We start from the raw sequence: 17270 nt of genomic DNA on the forward strand, positions 1-17270 counted from the left end.
CAGGAAGGGATTATGCAACCGAAAAAACAGCTTTGAAGCTGAGAAAAAACGTGTGATCTCACGTAGAAGCTCAACTCTGCAACTCACTTGAGTTATTGGTTCTTCAGAACTTTCAACGGGCAGGGGCTCCGGTCGAAGGTTCCGGTGCGCCGGCCGGGGACCGGGCACAGGGAGCGGGGGCGGCACCCCGCAGCGGCCCTCACTGCCTCGTCGGCGGTTGTGGCGCGGAGTCGGCCGGGGGCTTGCGGCGGGGGAGGATGCGGGCGCCTGCCACCTCCACCGGCGGCACCGGCGGCGGCTTTGCGGGGAGCAGGTCCAGGCTGAGCCCGGGTACGACGGTCACCTGACGGATCGGCCGCACCGCAGCCGGAGCCCGGGCCGGAACCGGGGCGTGGGCCGAAGCCGGGGCCATTGCGTGGGCGTGGGCCGAAGCCGGGGCCATTGCCTGGGCGTGGGCGTGGGCCGAAGCCGGGGCCTTGGCCGGGACGGAAGCCGGGGTCGGGACCGAAGCTTGGGCTTGGGCTTGGGTCTGGGCGGGAGCCGAGGCCTTGGTCTGGGCGGGAGCCGGAGGCTGGGCCGGGGTCGAGGCTTGGGCGTTGGCCAGGGGCGACGCCGGGGCCTTGGCCGGAGCCGGGTCCGGGGTCGGGGGCTGGGGGAGCGGGAGGGGTGGGGTGATGTCCGGGACCAAGGTGCCCGCGGCTCGGCGCAGGGCCGCCCAGCGGATCTCGCGTACGCCGCTGTCGTGCCAGCCGTCGCCCATCGCCAGGGCCGGCCGGTTCCGCCACGCATGCACCGCCACCGCCACCGGCACCGCCAGCAGCAGCGTCCACGCGAAGGCCGCCGCCCCCGTGGCCCACCACACCGGCCCGAACTCGGCCAGCGCCCGCGAACCCATCGGCCCCGACGAGGCCGCCGCGAGCCCGGCCATGACCAGCCCGCACACCAGCGCACCCAGCGCCGCCGTGAGCGCGGTCTCCCCGTACGACACCTCCCGCGCCCGCCGCACCGCGAACCAGCCGACAGCCAGCCCGGCGACCACCGGCACCCCCGCGACCGCCCAGGTCAGCGGCGTCCCGGCGCCCTCCGGCGGCAGCGCCGCCAGCAGCGGGAACCGGGGCAGCGCGGGCGATCCCGTGAACCCGAGCGGCGTGGCGGTCACCCCGGCGCCGAGGGCGAAGCCGGGCCCGAGGGCATAGGCGGCTCCCCAGACCATGGCGTTCGGGATCAGCGCGACCGCCAGCAGCAACACCGCGAAGCGGCCCGACCACACCCCCGTCAGCGCCAGGAACGACCCCCGCACCTCGGCCCCGTGCCACGCGAGCGAACCGCCGACGAGCAGCGCGCCACCGCCCAGGAGGACGAGGGCCCCGCCCGCACCGGCTCGGAGCGCCAGCGCGTAACGAGGGCGCGCGACTGCCCTCCGTACGCCCCCCGGCACCCAGGCCGGCGGCGGCCCGAGCGGACGGCCGCGCACCGCCCACACCCCGCCCGCCGCGGCGAGTACGGCGACCAGCGGAACGTGCCAGGCCGCACTGATCGGATCGGCCGGCATGGGACCGCCCGCCGCATACACCGTGGCCAGCGCCCCCACGGCCAGATAGCCGCAGAGCACGGCCGAGAAGACGGCACTGGCCGGCAGCACTTCCTCCCCGTCCTCCTCGGACGCGCTGCCCAGGCGCGCGGCCCGCCGCATGAGCAGCACGGGCAGCGCGACCAGCAGCAGGGGGGTCAGGCCGACGGGCGCGGGCACGCCGGAGAGGGTCTCGTACCGCACCAGCTCCGTCCCGTGGGCGAGGAGCCACAGCCCGGCGGCGAGGTGCAGGGCCCCGCCGGGGCCGCTGTCGGGATAGGGGGAGCTGATCCACAGCACGATGACGAGCACGGCGAGGAAGCCGAGCCCCAGCCCGGCCGCCACGGCGCCGCCCACCACGCACGCGGCGGCCGCCGGGGAACGGCGCCGCCCGACGGCTCGCGGGGCCACGGACAACGGGGTCCCGCGTTCGGTCACTTGGGTCACCCCGCCATGGTGCCAACGACACGCGCTATGAGCGGGTAACAGGCGAATGCCCGTGGTGTCGCTCAATATACGTTTATGTACTTTTTCGCCCAGGGCTGCCAGGTCGCGGGGAGCGTGGCATGACTCAACGCGTCGAAGGCCTGCCCGCCCCGAAAGAGCGCCGCAGACTGCGCGAAGCCGCACGGCTGACGCCCGAACAGGTCGCGTCGGCGGTGGGCGTCACCGCGACCACGGTCCGCTCCTGGGAATCGGGCCGTACCCAGCCCCGCGGCCGCAAGCTCGACCTGTACGCGGACTTCCTGGCCGGCCTCGCGACCCCGCCGAGCGCCCTGGGTATCGAAGCCGCAGCCGCGCCCGCGGCCGCGGCCGAAGGGGCGTCAGACGGGGCGGCGACTGCGGGCACTTCGGCCGCACCGGTCCCCGAGGAGGCCACGGCGGGAACCACGGACCGTTCCGCCACCCCGGACAAGTCCGCCCGAACGGCCGAACCCGAGCCGGCAGCCGAAGCCGAAGCCGAAGCCGAAGCCGAGCCCGAAGCGGAAGCCGGGCCCGCAGCCGAAAACGAAGCCGAACCCGCGGCCACCGCCGAACCGGCCGAAGCCCCCGAGCCCGCCGAGCCCGCCGAGCCCCCCGCCGGGGACCCGGCACCGCCACGCAGCCCCGCCGAGGCCTTCGACGCCCTCTACGCCCGCACCGCCGCGGACCTGGCCCGGCAGGCCTATCTCCTCACCGGCCGCCGCCGCCTCGCCCTGGAGGCCGTGGAGCGGGCGTTCCGTCAGGCCTGGGACCAGTGGCCGGAGGTGGCCGCCGACCCCGACCCGGCGGGCTGGGTGCGCGCGGCCGCGTACGAGTACGCCCTCTCCCCCTGGCACCGGTTCCGGCGCGCCCACCGCCACCCGGACAAGCCCCCGGCCGAACCCGCCGACCGGATCGTCCTCGACGCGATGCTCGCCCTGCCCACCGTCCACCGCCGTACGGTCCTGCTCTACGACGGAGTCGGCCTGGACCTGCCCGACACGGCCGCCGAGACCGAGGCCAGCACCCCCGCGACGGGCAACCGCCTCCTGAACGCGCACGAGGACCTCGCCGACCGGATCCCCGAACTGGCCGGCGTACCGCCCGAGGAGCAGTCCGCGCTGCTGCACGACCTGTTCGGCGCACTGCGGCCGGCCGTGCAGCTCGATCCGCCCCCGGCGGCGCAGGTACGGGGCTACGGCGAGCGCCGCATCCGGATGTGGACCCGCGCGACCCTCAGCCTGACCGCGGTGATCGCCGCCGCGACCGCCTACACCGCCGCGACCGCGCCCACCCGGTACGAGCCCCCGCGGTCGCCCGCCGAGAGCGTCTCCGGCGTACCGCCGCTCAGCGGCCCCCAGCAGCTCACCGAGCAGAGCCGGCTGCTCCACGACAAGCTGCGGGCCGACCCGGCCGCCGGCCCGGCCCGGATCGCCCCGGAGAGCGAATGACGTGACGTGACGTGACGGGCGATGAGAAAGGGCGTGGCCCGCACCCCCCGGGGGGTGCGGGCCACGCCCTTGCACACGTGCGTGCTGCTTACCGAGCGGCGTTGAGGATCTCGCGCGCCAGCTTCGCGGTCTCGGTCGGCGTCTTGCCGACCTTCACGCCGGCGGCCTCGAGGGCCTCCTTCTTGGCCTGTGCGGTGCCAGAAGAGCCGGAGACGATGGCGCCCGCGTGGCCCATGGTCTTGCCCTCGGGGGCGGTGAAGCCCGCGACGTAGCCGACGACGGGCTTGGTGACGTTCTTCGCGATGAAGTCCGCCGCACGCTCCTCGGCGTCGCCGCCGATCTCGCCGATCATGACGATCAGGTCGGTGTCGGGGTCGGCCTCGAACGCCTCGAGGGCGTCGATGTGCGTGGTGCCGATGACCGGGTCGCCACCGATGCCGACGGCCGAGGAGAAGCCGATGTCACGGAGTTCGTACATCATCTGGTAGGTCAGCGTGCCGGACTTGGACACGAGACCGATGCGGCCGGGCTTGGTGATGTCGCCCGGGATGATGCCGGCGTTGGACTGGCCGGGGGTGATCAGACCCGGGCAGTTCGGGCCGATGATCCGCGTCTTGTTGCCCTTGGCGGTCGCGTACGACCAGAAGGCGGCGGAGTCGTGCACCGCGATGCCCTCGGTGATGACGACGGCCAGCGGGATCTCGGCGTCGATGGCCTCGACGACGGCGGCCTTGGCGAAGGCCGGCGGGACGAAGAGGACGGAGACGTTGGCGCCCGTCTTCTCCATCGCCTCGGCGACGGAGCCGAAGACCGGGACCTCGGTGCCGTCGAAGTCGACGGTGGTGCCGGCCTTGCGCGGGTTCACGCCGCCGACGATGTTGGTGCCGTCAGCCAGCATCAGCTTGGTGTGCTTCATGCCCGTGGCACCGGTCATGCCCTGGACGATGACCTTGCTGTCCTTGTTGAGGAAGATAGCCATGTGAGTCTGTGACCTCTGCCCTTACTTCGCAGCCGCGAGCTCGGCGGCCTTGTCGGCCGCGCCGTCCATGGTGTCCACGCGCTGGACCAGCGGGTGGTTGGCGTCCGAGAGGATCTTGCGACCCAGCTCGGCGTTGTTGCCGTCGAGACGGACGACGAGCGGCTTGGTGACCGCCTCGCCCTTCTCCTCCAGCAGGGCCAGCGCCTGGACGATGCCGTTGGCGACCTCGTCGCAGGCGGTGATGCCACCGAAGACGTTGACGAAGACGGACTTGACGTCCGGGTCGCCGAGGATGATCTCGAGACCGTTGGCCATGACGGCGGCGGAGGCGCCCCCGCCGATGTCCAGGAAGTTGGCGGGCTTGACGCCGCCGTGGTTCTCGCCGGCGTAGGCGACGACGTCCAGGGTGCTCATGACGAGACCCGCGCCGTTGCCGATGATGCCGACCTCACCGTCGAGCTTCACGTAGTTGAGGTTCTTCGCCTTGGCGGCGGCCTCGAGGGGGTTCGCGGCCGCGTGGTCCACGAACTCCTCGTGGCCCGGCTGGCGGAACTCGGCGTTCTCGTCGAGCGAGACCTTCCCGTCGAGCGCGATGACGTCGCCGGAGGCGACCTTCGCGAGCGGGTTGACCTCGACGAGGAGCGCGTCCTCGGCGATGAAGGTGTCCCACAGGGTCACGAGGACCTCGGCGACCTTCTCGGCGACCTCGGCCGGGAACTGCGCCAGCGCGACGATCTCGCGGGCCTTCTCGATGGTCACGCCCTCGTTGGCGTTCACCGGGACCTTGGCGAGCTTCTCCGGGGTCTCCTCGGCGACCTGCTCGATGTCCATGCCGCCCGCGACCGACGCCATGGCGAGGAAGGTGCGGTTGGTTCGGTCGAGGAGGTACGAGACGTAGTACTCCTCGAGGATCTCGGGAGCCGTCTCGGCGATCATCACCTTGTGGACCGTGTGGCCCTTGATGTCCATGCCGAGGATGTCCGTCGCCCGGGCGACGGCCTCGTCCGGGGTGGCGGCCAGCTTCACGCCGCCGGCCTTGCCGCGGCCGCCGACCTTCACCTGCGCCTTGACGACCGACTTGCCGCCCAGCCGCTCGGTGGCCTCGCGAGCCGCCTCAGGCGTGTCGATGACTTCACCGGCCAGCACCGGTACACCGTGCTTGGCGAAGAGGTCCCTCGCCTGGTACTCGAACAGGTCCACGCGCGTCCGTCCCTTGTCTTTTTTAAAGATTCGCAGTGATTCGCGGTTGTCTGCTATCTGCGTGGGCGTGCCGCGGAGGGCAACGTGACGGCGCTGTCACAAGGAAGGCGCACACGGTGACCGTGGACGCGGCATGTCCGTCCCGCAGGTTATCCCCGTGGGCCGTGGGTCCCTAAATCGCAGATCACACCTGAGCGGTGATACCTGTCACAGATCGCCTCACGGCTGAGCTGGAAGTTCGTGCGATCGGCCGATTCCCACGGTGGCGCGGTCCGGGCGCGTCACGGCACGGGGAGGGGCCGCTTCTCCAGGGCCGCGGCCATCACCTCCGGGAACAGGTCGGGGGTGCAGGCGAAGGCGGGGGTGCCGAGGGACGCGAGCGCGGCGGCGTGCTCCCGGTCGTAGGCCGGGGCGCCCTCGTCGGACAGCGCGAGAAGGGTCACGAACTCGACTCCGGAGGCCTTCATCGCGGCGACCCGCTTGAGCATCTCGTTGCGTATGCCGCCCTCGTAAAGATCACTGATCAGGACCACGACGGTGTCGGCGGGCCGGGTGATCTTCGACTGGCAGTAGGCGAGCGCGCGGTTGATGTCGGTGCCGCCACCGAGCTGCGTGCCGAAGAGGACGTCGACGGGGTCGTCGAGCTGGTCGGTCAGGTCGACGACGGCGGTGTCGAAGACGACCAGCCGGGTCGCGATCGAACGCATCGAGGCCAGCACCGCCCCGAACACGGAGGCGTAGACGACGGAGGCCGCCATCGAACCCGACTGGTCGATGCAGAGGATCACCTCCTTCTTCACCGATTGGGCCGCCCGGCCGTAGCCGATCAGCCGTTCGGGGACGACCGTGCGGTACTCGGGCAGGTAGTTCTTGAGGTTGGCCCGGATCGTGCGGTTCCAGTCGATGTCGTGGTGGCGGGGGCGGCTGATCCGGGCGGAGCGGTCCAGGGCGCCGGCCAGCGTGGCCCGGGTGCGGGTCGCGAGGCGCTTCTCCAGCTGCTCGACCACCTTGCGGACCACGGCCCGGGCCGTTTCCTTCGTGGTGTCGGGCATCGCCTTGTTCAGGGACAGCAGGGTGCCGACCAGGTGGACGTCGGGCTCGACGGCCTCCAGCATCTCCGGCTCCAGCAGCAGGGCGGACAGCCCGAGCCGCTCGATGGCGTCGCGCTGCATGATCTGGACCACCGGGCTGGGGAAGTACATACGGATGTCGCCGAGCCAGCGCGCCACGTTCGGCGCCGACCCGCCGAGCCCGGCGGACCGCGACCCCGAGGACTTGCGCGAGCCGTCCGCGCCGCCCCCGCCGTACAGCGCGCCGAGCGCGGCGTCCATCGCGGCGTCCCGCCCGCCCAGCGCACACCCGGTCCCGTCGGCCTCTCCCCCTCCCAGCACCATCCGCCACCGCCGCAGGCGCTCGCCCGCGTCGGCTTCCGCAGCGATCCCGTCGCGCGCCTCGGTCCGGCTGTCCGTACCGTTCATCTGCCTGTCCCCCTGTACTCGCTGTACTCGCTGTATTCGCTGTGCTCGCCTTGTCCGTCGGCCCGCGCCTCAGGCCACCGCCGGGCTGAGCAGCAGCCGGACCAGGTCCACCACCGCGTCCGACCGGTCCGGGTCCAGCTCCGGCGCGAAGCCCTCGGGGGCCGCGCCGGGCACCGTCGCCGAGACCCCGCCGGGGCCCCGCCGGACCAGCTCGCCCAGGGTCCGCTTCACGCCCGGCTCGTACGCCCCGAACGTGCGCCGCAGCAGGGGCAGTACGTCGGTGAACGCGCGCTCCGGGACCCCGACCGTCCAGCTGTCGATCAGACCCAGCAGCCGGTCGTCGTGGACGAGCAGGGTGCCGCCGCCCGAACTGCCGCCCGCGAAGCCCTCGATCCAGCCCGCCGCGTCGGACGGGTCGGTCGCCGGCGACAGCGCGAGCCCCATCAGCCGGGCCGTCTCCCCGGCCGGGAGCCGCCCGTCGTCGAGCAGCAGCCGGGCCGCGCGGCCGCGGATCAGGCCGGGCACGGTGTCCCGGCCGGCCAGCGTCCGCAGCACCGCGGACCAGCGCTCGCGCAGCCCTTCCTCCGCGTCCGCCAGCAGCCCGACCGCTCCGTGCACCCCGTCCACGTGGCCGCGCAGTTCGGCCGCCGCGTCGGCGTCCAGCCCGGCGGCGCAGGCGGGCGGCAGGGCCACGCATATCCGCTCGGCGAGCCCGGCCGCCACCGTGCCGAGGGCCGCCGCGTCGGTGCCGCGTACGTCCCCGTAGCGCAGCGAACGGGCCAGTGCGGGCAGGGCCTTGGCGAGCCGCGCCACATCGGTGTCCAGCGCGGCACGGTCCGCGAGCGCCCGCAGCACGGCGGGCAGCGCCTCGGACAGCCCGGCCAGCAGGCACCGCTCGGCCAGCGCGGTGACCTCGCCCAGCTCCCCCGCCCCGGCCGCGTCGGCCTCCGCTTTGGCGGTGGCCGCCGCGAGGACGGTGGTGCCCCAGATCCCGGCCTCGGCGACCCGTACCGACAGCTCCGGCTCCCAGCGCAGCCGCCAGGTCTCCCGGAAGGTCCCGGTGCTGCTCCGCGAGGCGGCCGGTACGCCCCAGTCGATGCCGAGCAGCCGCAGCCGGTGCAGCAGCAGGGACTTGGCCGCGTCGGTCTCCTTGCGCAGGTCGAGCTCCAGCTCGCGGTCCTGCGCCTCGGGTTTGAGCCGCAGCGAGCGCTGCCGGCGGGTGAGGTCGCGCTGGAGCGGTACGACGGGCGCCTCGTCCGGGACCTCCCCGAGCACGTCGCCGACGACGAGCCGGTCCTCGATCAGCGCGAGCGGCACGTCCGATCCGTCGCACATCACCGCCCGGACCGCCTCCAGGGTCTCCGTCAGCCCGGGCAGCGGCCTGCCGCGCATCGCGGCCAGCGTGTCGGCGAGCCGGACCGCCTCGATGACGTGCGCCGAGGAGACCTGCCGGTCCTCCTCGCGGAGCAGGCCGGCGACCTTGGTCAGCCACCGCTCCACGGGCCGGTCCCGGGCCGCGAAGAGGTGTGCGTACCAGCCGGGGGAGGTGATCCCGGCGCCGTACCCGCCGGCCCGTGCCAGCCTGCGGTGCGTCCAGGGCACCCAGGTGGTCTCCACCTTGACCTTCGGCAGGCCGGTGAGCAGGGCCTTGTCGGCGGCAGCGGTGGTCTTGGCCCGCAGCGCCGGTACGTGCCAGGCGCCGCACACCACGGCGTACGCGTCGCCGAACTCCCTGCGGGCGGCCCGCATCCGCTGCCGCATGTACGCCTCGCGCACGAGGTCGCGGGAGTGGCCCCCGTCTCCGTACGCCTCGCGCAGGGCGCCCATGGCCTCCCCGAGCGCCTCGAACGCGGCCAGCGGGTCCCGCCCGGCGCCGGTGCCGCGGTGTTCGACCACGTCCTCCCACCAGGCCTCGGGGTCGTCGTACCCGGCGGTCCCGGCCAGTACCGCGAGGGGGTCCACCCGTACGGAGCCGGCCTCCTCGTCCTCGCCTTCGCCCTGGCCTTCCCCCTCCTCCCGGAGGGCCAGCGAGTGGGCGGCCGGGAGGTCCATGAACCGCACGGGTACGCCCGCCTCCTGCGCCCAGCGGATCGCGATCCACTCCGGGGAGAAGCCGGCCAGCGGCCAGAACGCGGCCCGGCCAGGGTCGTCCGCGGCGTGCGCGAGCAGCGCCACGGGCGGTCTCATCCCGGGATCGGCGGCGAGCCCGAGCAGCGCGTCCCCCTCGGGCGGCCCCTCGATCAGCACGGCCGCCGGGCGGGCCGCGTCGAGTGCGGCGCGCACGGCGCGGGCCGAGCCGGGCCCGTGGTGCCGTACGCCCAGCAGGAGGGGGCTCATACGGTCACCTCCCGGCAGGCCCGGTAGAAGTCCTTCCAGCCGTCCCGCTCGCGGACCACGGCCTCCAGGTACTCCTGCCAGACGACCTTGTCGGCGGCCGGGTCGCGGACGACGGCGCCGAGGATCCCGGCGGCCACGTCGGAAGGGCGCAGCACGCCGTCCCCGAAGTGGGCGGCCAGGGCCAGGCCGCCGGTGACGACGGAGATGGCCTCGGCGGTGGACAGGGTGCCGCTGGGCGACTTCACCTTCGTCCGGCCGTCGCCGGTGACCCCGTCGCGCAGCTCGCGGAAGACGGTGACGACGCGGCGGATCTCCTCCAGGCCCTCGGGGACGGCGGGCAGGTCGAGGGCGCGGCCCATCTGGTCGACGCGGCGGGCGACGATGTCGACTTCGGCGTCGGCGGTGGCGGGCAGCGGCAGGACGACGGTGTTGAAGCGCCGGCGCAGCGCGCTGGACAGTTCGTTGACCCCGCGGTCGCGGTCGTTGGCGGTGGCGATGAGGTTGAAGCCGCCCACGGCCTGTACCTCTTCGCCGAGCTCCGGTATCGGGAGGGTCTTCTCGGACAGGACGGTGATGAGGGTGTCCTGGACGTCGGCGGGGATGCGGGTGAGCTCCTCGACGCGGGCGGTCATGCCGTCGGCCATGGCCCGCATGACGGGGCTGGGGACGAGGGCCTCGCGGCTGGGGCCGTGGGCGAGCAGGCGGGCGTAGTTCCAGCCGTACCGGATGGCTTCCTCGGGGGTTCCGGCGGTGCCCTGGACGAGGAGCGTGGAGTCTCCGCTGACGGCTGCGGCGAGGTGTTCGGAGACCCAGGTCTTCGCGGTGCCGGGGACGCCGAGGAGGAGCAGGGCGCGGTCGGTGGCCAGGGTGGTGACGGCGACTTCGACGATGCGGCGCGGCCCGATGTACTTGGGCGTGATGACCGTGCCGTCGTCGAGGGTGCCGCCGAGCAGGTAGGTGGCGACGGCCCACGGGGAGAGCTTCCAGCGGGCCGGGCGGGGCCGGTCGTCGGTGGCCGCCAGGGCTTTCAGTTCGTGTGCGAAGGCGTCTTCGGCGTGCGGTCGCAGTGCCTGGGTCCGCTGTTCGTTCTCGGGCGTGGTCATGGTCCCCCTCCAATGCTCGGCAGCCGCTTCCGACTGCTTTTCCAACGGTGCACCACGCCACTGACAACGCCCTTTGTTCGAACCGTTGTTGCAGGTCAGAGCGATTGTCAGTGGGGGTCCGTACGGTGGTTCACATGACTGAGCAGGGGGTCCGCTGGACGGCGGAACAGGTACTGGCTCTGGCTCCTGACGATGCCTCGCGCAAGGCGGGGGGCAGACTCGGCGGGGCGGGGCCGTGGTCACAGATCGGAGGTTCCGCTTCCGGTTCTGTGTGGGGGTTGTGCAAGGGCAGCGGCAGCACGCCGTACCGCACGGTCGTGGATCTGGCGGGGCCGGCGTACAAGTGCTCCTGCCCGAGCCGGAAGTTCCCGTGCAAGCACGCGCTGGGCCTGCTGCTGCTCTGGTCCGCGGAGGGGGTGGGCGAGCCGGGAGAGGCGCCGGAATGGGCCGCGCAGTGGCTGGCGGAGCGTGCGGCGAAGGCCGCGCGACCGGCCGCCGCGGCGGGCAGGCCGGCGGATCAGGAGGGGGCCAGGCGGCGGGCCGAGCGGCGGGCGGCGCGGATCAGTGCCGGCGTCACGGAGCTGGAGCAGCGGCTGGCCGACCTGCTGCGCGCCGGTCTCGCCGGGCAGGAGCAGTCGGGTTACGCGGCGTGGGAGGAGACGGCCGCCCGCATGATCGACGCCCAGGCGCCCGGACTGGCGGGGCGGGTAAGGGAGTTGGGCACGATACCCAGTTGCGGCCCCGGCTGGCCCGCCCGGATGCTGGAGGAGGCGGCGCTGCTGCACCTGCTGGACCGGGCCTGGCTGGGCGTGGCGGCACTGCCCGAAGAGCTGGGCGCGACCGTGCGCAGCCGCGTGGGACTGCCGGCTTCCGGGGAGGGGGAGGCCGTACGGGACCGCTGGCTGGTGCTGGCGCAGCACGACTCGGTGTCGCCGGACGGCCGGCTCACCACCCGCCGGATATGGCTGCGCGGGATGGGGAGCGGGCGGCCGGCGCTGGTGCTGGACTTCGGTCCGGCCGGGCGGCCGCCGGGGCTGGCCCTGCCGGTGGGGCTGGTGCTGGAGGCGGAAGTCCGCTTCCGGCCCGGGTCGGCGGGGCTGCGGGCGGATCTCGGGGGGAGTTCCGCGGCGGCCGTGCCGTGCACGGAGGTTCCGGCCGGGGTGAGCACGGGGGCGGCACTGGAGGCCTACGGGGCGGCACTGCGGCAGGACCCGTGGCTGGAGTCCTGGCCGGTGGTGCTCGGTCCGGTGGTCCCGATACCGGGAGAGCTCGGCTGGCAGCTGGCGGACGCGGAGGGCAACTCCGCCCTGCCGGTGCCCGTCACCGGGGCGGGCAGCCGCTCCCGCGGGGGTTTGTGGCAGCTGGCCGCGTTGTCGGGCGGGGGCCCGGTGACGGTGTTCGGGGAGTGCGGCCATCGCGGCTTCACGCCCCTGACCGCCTGGCAGCCGGGCTCGCCCGAGCCGGTGCCGCTGGCCTGAGCAGGGGCCCGGGCCGAGAAGGACACGCAGCAGAAAGCAGCAGGGGCCTGGGGACACGTGTGCCGTCACCAGGGCTGTGGCCGGAAAGGAAGGACGCGGTGGCGCGGGGGCGCCGGCGTGTGGTGACGAGAGCCGGGGGGCTTGCATGAACGACAACCACGCCAGCTGAGCACAGCGGAACGGCAGTTTACGGGGCATCGACTGCTCCGGTCCCGCGGAGGGGGCGGGACCGGAGCGCAGAAGTGATGGGCAGCGAGGGCGAGGGAGGGGTCCGATGGGCAAGGTCGACGAGGGGTACGGGGACTGGGAGGGGCTGGTCGGTGCGGCGCTGCTGGGCACCGACCGGCGCCGGAGCGGGGAAGGGGGCCCGGCGGGCTCGCCGCAGGCCCTGCTGGACGCGGCGGCCGTGCACACCGTGCGGCGCCGCGCCGGGTTGCGTCCGGCCGAGGCGGGCCCGCGCCCGGAGCCGGCGCCCCGGGACCCGCGCCCGGCACCGCCGGCCGCGGCCCGGCAGCGGCTCGCGCAGCTGTTGGCCGGGCGGACCGGTGCGGGAAGCGGCGGGCGGCGCGGCGCGGCCCCGGACCTGACGGAACTGCTGCCGCAGTGGCTGGCCGCGGCCGGCCGGCACGGCTACCGCTCACCGGCCTCGCTGGTCCCCGCGCTGCTGGACGCGGCCCGGGCGCGTACGGACCTGCGGCCGCAGGCACTCGCCCTGGCGGGGGCGCGGGGGCTGTGGCTGGCCCGGCTGAATCCGGACTGGCGGTTCGCCCTGCGGGGCGGGGCCGGTGGAGCCGGGGAGCTGCCGGAGGTGACCGACCGGGCCGGGGTGGAGCGGCTCTGGCAGGAGGGGCTGTTCGCCGAGCGGGTGGCGCTGCTGGGCGCCGTACGGGCACACGACCCGGCGGCCGCGCCGCAGCTGCTGGCGACGACCTGGGCCACCGAACGGGCCGAGGACCGGCTGATGTTCCTCGATTCGCTGCGGGTGGGCCTGTCGGAGGGCGACGAGCCGTTCCTGGAGGCGGCCCTCGGCGACCGCAGCCGCAATGTCCGCGCGACGGCCGCCGAACTGCTGTCGGGGCTGCCTGGCTCGGCACTGGCAGGGCGGATGGCGGAGCGCGCGCTGGCCTGTGTGGGCCCGGAGGGGGTGAATCCGCCGGCCGAGTGCGATGCGGGGATGCTGCGGGACGGCGTCGTCAGGAATCCGCCCGCCGGACGAGGAGAACGGGCCTGGTGGCTGGGCCAGTTGGTGGAGGCGGCTCCGCTGTCCTGCTGGCCCGAGCGGTTCGGCGGGCTCGCCCCGGCGGACATCGTGGCGCTGCCCGTGGCCGAGGGCGAGGCCTGGCGGGAGGAACTGCACGCGGCGTGGTGCCGGGCGGCGGTGCGCCAGCGTGACGCGCGGTGGTCGCGGGCCTTGCTGGGCGCACCGTCCGCGCCGCCTGCGGCGGGCCCGGGGACGGCCTCGCTCGCGGAGCGCGCCAAACTCCTGGAGACCCTGCCCGACGGGGAACGGGCGGAGTGGGTCGCGCAGTTCATACGGGCCCACGGGCTCTCGGAAGCGTTCCAGCTGCTCGGGGTGTGCGTGGTGCCGTGGGCGGGGGCGCTGGGGCGGGCGGTCGTGGACGCGCTGGATTCCGCGCGGGAGGCGGGCAGTTATCCGTGGAGCTTCAGCGGGGTGATGGGGCTGGCGGAGCGCTGCCTCGATCCTGCGGAGGCCGGGCGCCTGGAGATACTGACCGCCGCGGCGGAGGAGCCGGGGGACGCGGCGTCCGGCGGCGCCGCCGCGTACTGGGCCGAAGCCTTTCAGCGGCTGGTGGCCACCCTTCGCCTGCGCGAGGCGATGCTCTCGGAGCTGGCCCCGGCCTGACCGCCCCTCCCGGGAGTCGCCGCTGCGCGGAGCTCCCGGGCGCTGCCCGGGTCCCGCTCCTCCGAGCCGGCGGGGCTGGATCACGGGCTGTGCCGTGCGCGCCGGCGCGAGCTGGATCGGGCACGACCCAGCCCCGCCGGCGGGTGACTACTGGCGGACGTTCGCGCGGACCCAGTCGACGATCGACGTCGTCGTCGCACCCGGGGTGAAGATCGCGGCTACGCCCTTCTCCTTGAGGGGGGCGATGTCGTCCTCGGGGATGATGCCGCCGCCGAAGACCTTGATGTCCTCCGCGTCGCGCTCCTTGAGGAGTTCCAGGACGCGCACGAACAGCGTGTTGTGGGCGCCCGAGAGGATCGACAGGCCAATGGCGTCGGCGTCCTCCTGGATCGCGGTGTCCACGATCTGCTCGGGGGTCTGGTGGAGGCCGGTGTAGATGACCTCCATGCCCGCGTCACGCAGCGCACGCGCGATCACCTTCGCGCCGCGGTCGTGGCCGTCGAGACCCGGCTTGGCCACCACCACACGGATCGGACCGGTCACACCCATCGCACTGCCTCCCGAGTGAACGAACGTTAAGTACAGCATCGCGCACGCCGCCGTTTCGCGGTCAAGCAGGAGGGGGAAATCACACGTGGGACGGCATTGCGCCACCGTGCCGACAGCCGCACGGCACGGTGGCGCCACGGCCGCAGCCCCGAGAGGCTCAGGGGAGGCCGTCAGTGGGACTGTCCATACCCGTGTCCATTTCCGCCCAGCCGATACCGACCCTGTCGATACCGACCCGGTCGGTACCGGCCCTGTCGATACCGGCCCTCGGCGCCGCGCTGCGGGCCGGCGCACTCGAGGTGGTCGTGCTCGGCGGACATCTTCTCCTGTATCCCACCGGAGTGTGCCAGGAGAAGGTCACCACCGGCCCGCCCGCGACACGCCCGCCCGCCCTCCTCCTCCATGGGTTCACCGACAACCGTTCCGTCTTCGTCCTGCTGCGCCGCGCCCTCGGGGCGGGCGGTCTGCGGCACGTGGAGGCGTACAACTACTCGCCCTTCACCCGCGACCTCCGCGTCACGGCCCGCCACCTCGCCCGGCGCGTCGAGGAGCTGTGCGCGCGCACCGGGCAGGAGCGGGTGGACCTCGTCGGCCACAGCCTGGGCGGGCTGGTCGGCCGCTACTACGTCCAACGCCTGGGCGGCGACGCCCGCGTCCGGACCCTCGTCACGCTCGGTACCCCGCATTCCGGCACGCAGGTCGCCCCCTTCATGGACGCGCACCCGCTGGTGCGGCAGATGCGCCCCGGCTCCGAAGTGCTCGCCGAGCTGGCCGCGCCCGCCCCCGGCTGCGCCACCCGATGCGTGGCGTTCTGGAGCGAGTTCGACGCGCTGATGGCCCCGGTCGGGGCGGCCCGGATCGAACACCCGGACCTTTGCGTGGAAAACGTCCAGGTCACCGGGATCGGCCACCTCGCCCTGCCCGCGCACCCCACCGTGATCGCGGCCGTCCGGCGCGTCCTCGACGGGATCGGACCGGCCTCGGCACAGCCCTCGGAAGCCGCCTCCGTCGCATAGACAACAGCCGCCGCCAAGTCGAACGAATTTCGAACTCAAGGCCAAGGCTGCGTCTTTACGCGACCGAAAGAGGGCCGAATGCCCGGTTCCAGGGACATGGAAACCCTCCGAAGATTGTCGTGGCGAGTAACCGCCGGGTACAGTCACGCCACTGCTCTCCTCCGGTGAACCCCGAGTTCCCCGGCCACCCAGGCCCCAATGCCGAGGCGAAAGAGAAGTTGGTGAACGACCGCCCCTCGCCGGGCCAGTACCCGGATCCCGGGTATGACGGCCTTGCCACCACCACTTTCGCTGGTGACTCGCCCTACGTCTCCTATGAAACGCAGGACAGCTCGGCACCTGGGCTCAACTACGCGACATACGGCTCCTACGAGACGGGCGCGTACGACACCACGGCGTGGACCTCTCAGGACCCTTACCTGTCCACGATCCCCTCCCAGGGCATGCCCGCGGACACCACGGGCCTCGGCGCACCGAGCGGTGGCTGGGGGACGGACACGGGCGCCTGGAACACGCCGGCCGCGGACCACTCCGGCTACGGCGACTACCAGCAGGCCGCCTCCTTCGGTTACGACAGCTCCGGCGAGCAGACCGGGCACTGGGCGATGCCGGGCTACGGCACCGAGACCGGGGCCTACGACGCCACCGCCTGGAACACGGTCACCGAGAGCCAGCACCAGAACCACCAGTACGAGTACCAGCCCGCACCGCAGCAGCACGAGCAGCACCAGCAGCAGGAGTACGCACAGGAGTACGCGTACGAGGCAGCGGCGACGACCGTCGCCGACTACGCCTACGAGGTCCACATTCCGGCCCAGGACACCGTCGGCGAGACCTACGACGAGACCGCTGTCTTCGAGCTCGTCACCGAGGGCGCGACCGAGCCGGACGAGGTGCCCGAGGTCCACGACCTCCCCACCCAGGCCATGCCCGTCACCTCCCCCTCCGTGCCGCGCTCCGCCCGCCGGACCGCCGCCAAGGGGAACGCCAAGAGCAACGCCAAGGGCAGCGCCAAGACCGGCGGCGGCAGCAGCCGGCGCCGCACCCCGGCGAAGCGTTCCGCCCTGCTGACCGTGGCCGTGCCCTCCGCCTGCGTGATGGGCGTCGCGGGTGTCGCGGCCGCCTCCGTCGGCGGACTCACCGGCACCGAGAAGCCCGCCGACGACACCACCACGATGGCCGCGCCCGACCCGGCCTCGGTGAAGCCCGTCGCGGCGAACACCAAGCTCGACACCCAACTGGCGGCGCTCAGCGCCGACGCGGGCGACTTCGCGGACCGCGCGAGCCGCACGCAGGAGCGCATCGACCTGCGCCAGCGCCAGGAAGAGGAAAAGAAGAAGAAGGCGGAGGAGGCTGCGGCCAAGGAGGCGGCCCGCCCCAAGTTCGCGATCCCCGTCGCCCAGCACGGCCTCAGCGCCAGCTTCGGCCAGTCCGGCGGCATGTGGATGTCCGTGCACACCGGCATCGACTTCCCGGTCGGCTACGGAACCCCGGTCATGGCCGCCACCGACGGCACCGTGCGCACCCAGTACAACAGCGCCTACGGGAACATGGCCATAGTCACCGCGCCCGACGGAACCGAGACCTGGTACTGCCACCTCAGCAGCACCAAGATCCGGGGCGGCAAGGTCAAGGCCGGCGACGTCATCGCGTACTCCGGCAACTCCGGCAACTCCACCGGACCGCACCTCCACTTCGAGGTACGGCCCGGCGGCGGGTCCGCGGTCGACCCCCTGGCGTGGCTCCGCAGCCACGGCCTGGACCCGAACTGACTCAGCCGGTC

12 protein-coding genes are annotated in these 17270 nt (G+C 73.5%); 5 read left to right on the forward strand and 7 right to left on the reverse strand.

Annotation, left to right across the window (positions count from 1 at the left end; all coding sequences use genetic code 11):
• Positions 1 to 199: 199 nt before the first annotated feature.
• Complete coding sequence (locus ACZ6I1_RS18100) at positions 200 to 2017, reverse strand: cell division protein PerM (RefSeq protein WP_469288230.1); 1818 nt, start codon at positions 2015 to 2017, stop codon at positions 200 to 202.
• A gap of 119 nt (positions 2018 to 2136) precedes the next feature.
• Here ACZ6I1_RS18100 and ACZ6I1_RS18105 point away from each other — a divergent pair, with 119 nt between their 5' ends.
• Positions 2137 to 3483, forward strand: a complete 1347-nt coding sequence (locus ACZ6I1_RS18105) for a helix-turn-helix domain-containing protein (RefSeq protein ID WP_469288232.1) — start codon at positions 2137 to 2139, stop codon at positions 3481 to 3483.
• An 88-nt stretch (positions 3484 to 3571) separates the two neighbouring features.
• Here ACZ6I1_RS18105 and sucD read toward each other — a convergent pair whose 3' ends face one another.
• From sucD to ACZ6I1_RS18130, 5 genes are all read right to left on the reverse strand, one after another.
• The gene (sucD, locus tag ACZ6I1_RS18110) at positions 3572 to 4462 is read right to left on the reverse strand and encodes a succinate--CoA ligase subunit alpha (RefSeq protein ID WP_469288233.1); all 891 of its coding nucleotides are present in this window, start codon (positions 4460 to 4462) and stop codon (positions 3572 to 3574) included.
• Between the two features lie 21 nt (positions 4463 to 4483).
• A complete protein-coding gene (gene sucC / locus ACZ6I1_RS18115) occupies positions 4484 to 5662 on the reverse strand; it encodes an ADP-forming succinate--CoA ligase subunit beta (protein WP_366100195.1) in 1179 nt (392 codons plus the stop codon).
• A 281-nt stretch (positions 5663 to 5943) separates the two neighbouring features.
• A complete protein-coding gene (locus tag ACZ6I1_RS18120) occupies positions 5944 to 7140 on the reverse strand; it encodes a vWA domain-containing protein (RefSeq protein ID WP_469288235.1) in 1197 nt (398 codons plus the stop codon).
• A 69-nt stretch (positions 7141 to 7209) separates the two neighbouring features.
• A complete protein-coding gene (locus tag ACZ6I1_RS18125; protein WP_469288237.1) occupies positions 7210 to 9477 on the reverse strand; it encodes a DUF5682 family protein in 2268 nt (755 codons plus the stop codon).
• Positions 9474 to 10580 carry an ATP-binding protein gene (locus tag ACZ6I1_RS18130; protein WP_469288239.1) on the reverse strand — a complete coding sequence of 369 codons (1107 nt, stop codon included), beginning with the start codon at positions 10578 to 10580 and terminating at the stop codon, positions 9474 to 9476. The genes ACZ6I1_RS18125 and ACZ6I1_RS18130 overlap by 4 nt, the downstream gene beginning before the upstream one ends.
• 134 nt (positions 10581 to 10714) lie before the next feature.
• On the opposite strand from ACZ6I1_RS18130, the gene ACZ6I1_RS18135 reads away from it, so the two are divergent.
• The gene (locus ACZ6I1_RS18135; RefSeq protein ID WP_469288241.1) at positions 10715 to 12058 is read left to right on the forward strand and encodes an SWIM zinc finger family protein; all 1344 of its coding nucleotides are present in this window, start codon (positions 10715 to 10717) and stop codon (positions 12056 to 12058) included.
• Between the two features lie 274 nt (positions 12059 to 12332).
• Complete coding sequence (locus ACZ6I1_RS18140) at positions 12333 to 13922, forward strand: DUF5691 domain-containing protein (protein ID WP_469288243.1); 1590 nt, start codon at positions 12333 to 12335, stop codon at positions 13920 to 13922.
• Between the two features lie 147 nt (positions 13923 to 14069).
• Here the strand turns inward: ACZ6I1_RS18140 and ACZ6I1_RS18145 are convergent, their stop codons facing one another.
• Complete coding sequence (locus ACZ6I1_RS18145) at positions 14070 to 14471, reverse strand: cobalamin B12-binding domain-containing protein (protein ID WP_446592799.1); 402 nt, start codon at positions 14469 to 14471, stop codon at positions 14070 to 14072.
• A gap of 191 nt (positions 14472 to 14662) precedes the next feature.
• Here ACZ6I1_RS18145 and ACZ6I1_RS18150 point away from each other — a divergent pair, with 191 nt between their 5' ends.
• Both ACZ6I1_RS18150 and ACZ6I1_RS18155 read left to right on the forward strand, forming a co-directional pair.
• A complete protein-coding gene (locus ACZ6I1_RS18150; RefSeq protein WP_469288245.1) occupies positions 14663 to 15487 on the forward strand; it encodes an esterase/lipase family protein in 825 nt (274 codons plus the stop codon).
• A gap of 221 nt (positions 15488 to 15708) precedes the next feature.
• A complete protein-coding gene (locus ACZ6I1_RS18155) occupies positions 15709 to 17259 on the forward strand; it encodes a M23 family metallopeptidase (RefSeq protein WP_469288247.1) in 1551 nt (516 codons plus the stop codon).
• Positions 17260 to 17270 lie beyond the last annotated feature (11 nt).

The organism is Streptomyces sp. NPDC046303 (assembly GCF_055588085.1).

Excerpts from the sequence above, each read along its gene's own strand:
- ACZ6I1_RS18105 (WP_469288232.1), top strand. The coding sequence starts at position 2,137 with ATGACTCAACGCGTCGAAGGCCTGCCCGCCCCGAAAGAGCGCCGCAGA.
- sucD (WP_469288233.1), bottom strand. The coding sequence starts at position 4,462 with ATGGCTATCTTCCTCAACAAGGACAGCAAGGTCATCGTCCAGGGCATG.
- ACZ6I1_RS18120 (WP_469288235.1), bottom strand. The coding sequence starts at position 7,140 with ATGAACGGTACGGACAGCCGGACCGAGGCGCGCGACGGGATCGCTGCG.
- ACZ6I1_RS18125 (WP_469288237.1), bottom strand. The coding sequence starts at position 9,477 with ATGAGCCCCCTCCTGCTGGGCGTACGGCACCACGGGCCCGGCTCGGCC.
- ACZ6I1_RS18130 (WP_469288239.1), bottom strand. The coding sequence starts at position 10,580 with ATGACCACGCCCGAGAACGAACAGCGGACCCAGGCACTGCGACCGCAC.
- ACZ6I1_RS18135 (WP_469288241.1), top strand. The coding sequence starts at position 10,715 with ATGACTGAGCAGGGGGTCCGCTGGACGGCGGAACAGGTACTGGCTCTG.
- ACZ6I1_RS18140 (WP_469288243.1), top strand. The coding sequence starts at position 12,333 with ATGGGCAAGGTCGACGAGGGGTACGGGGACTGGGAGGGGCTGGTCGGT.
- ACZ6I1_RS18145 (WP_446592799.1), bottom strand. The coding sequence starts at position 14,471 with ATGGGTGTGACCGGTCCGATCCGTGTGGTGGTGGCCAAGCCGGGTCTC.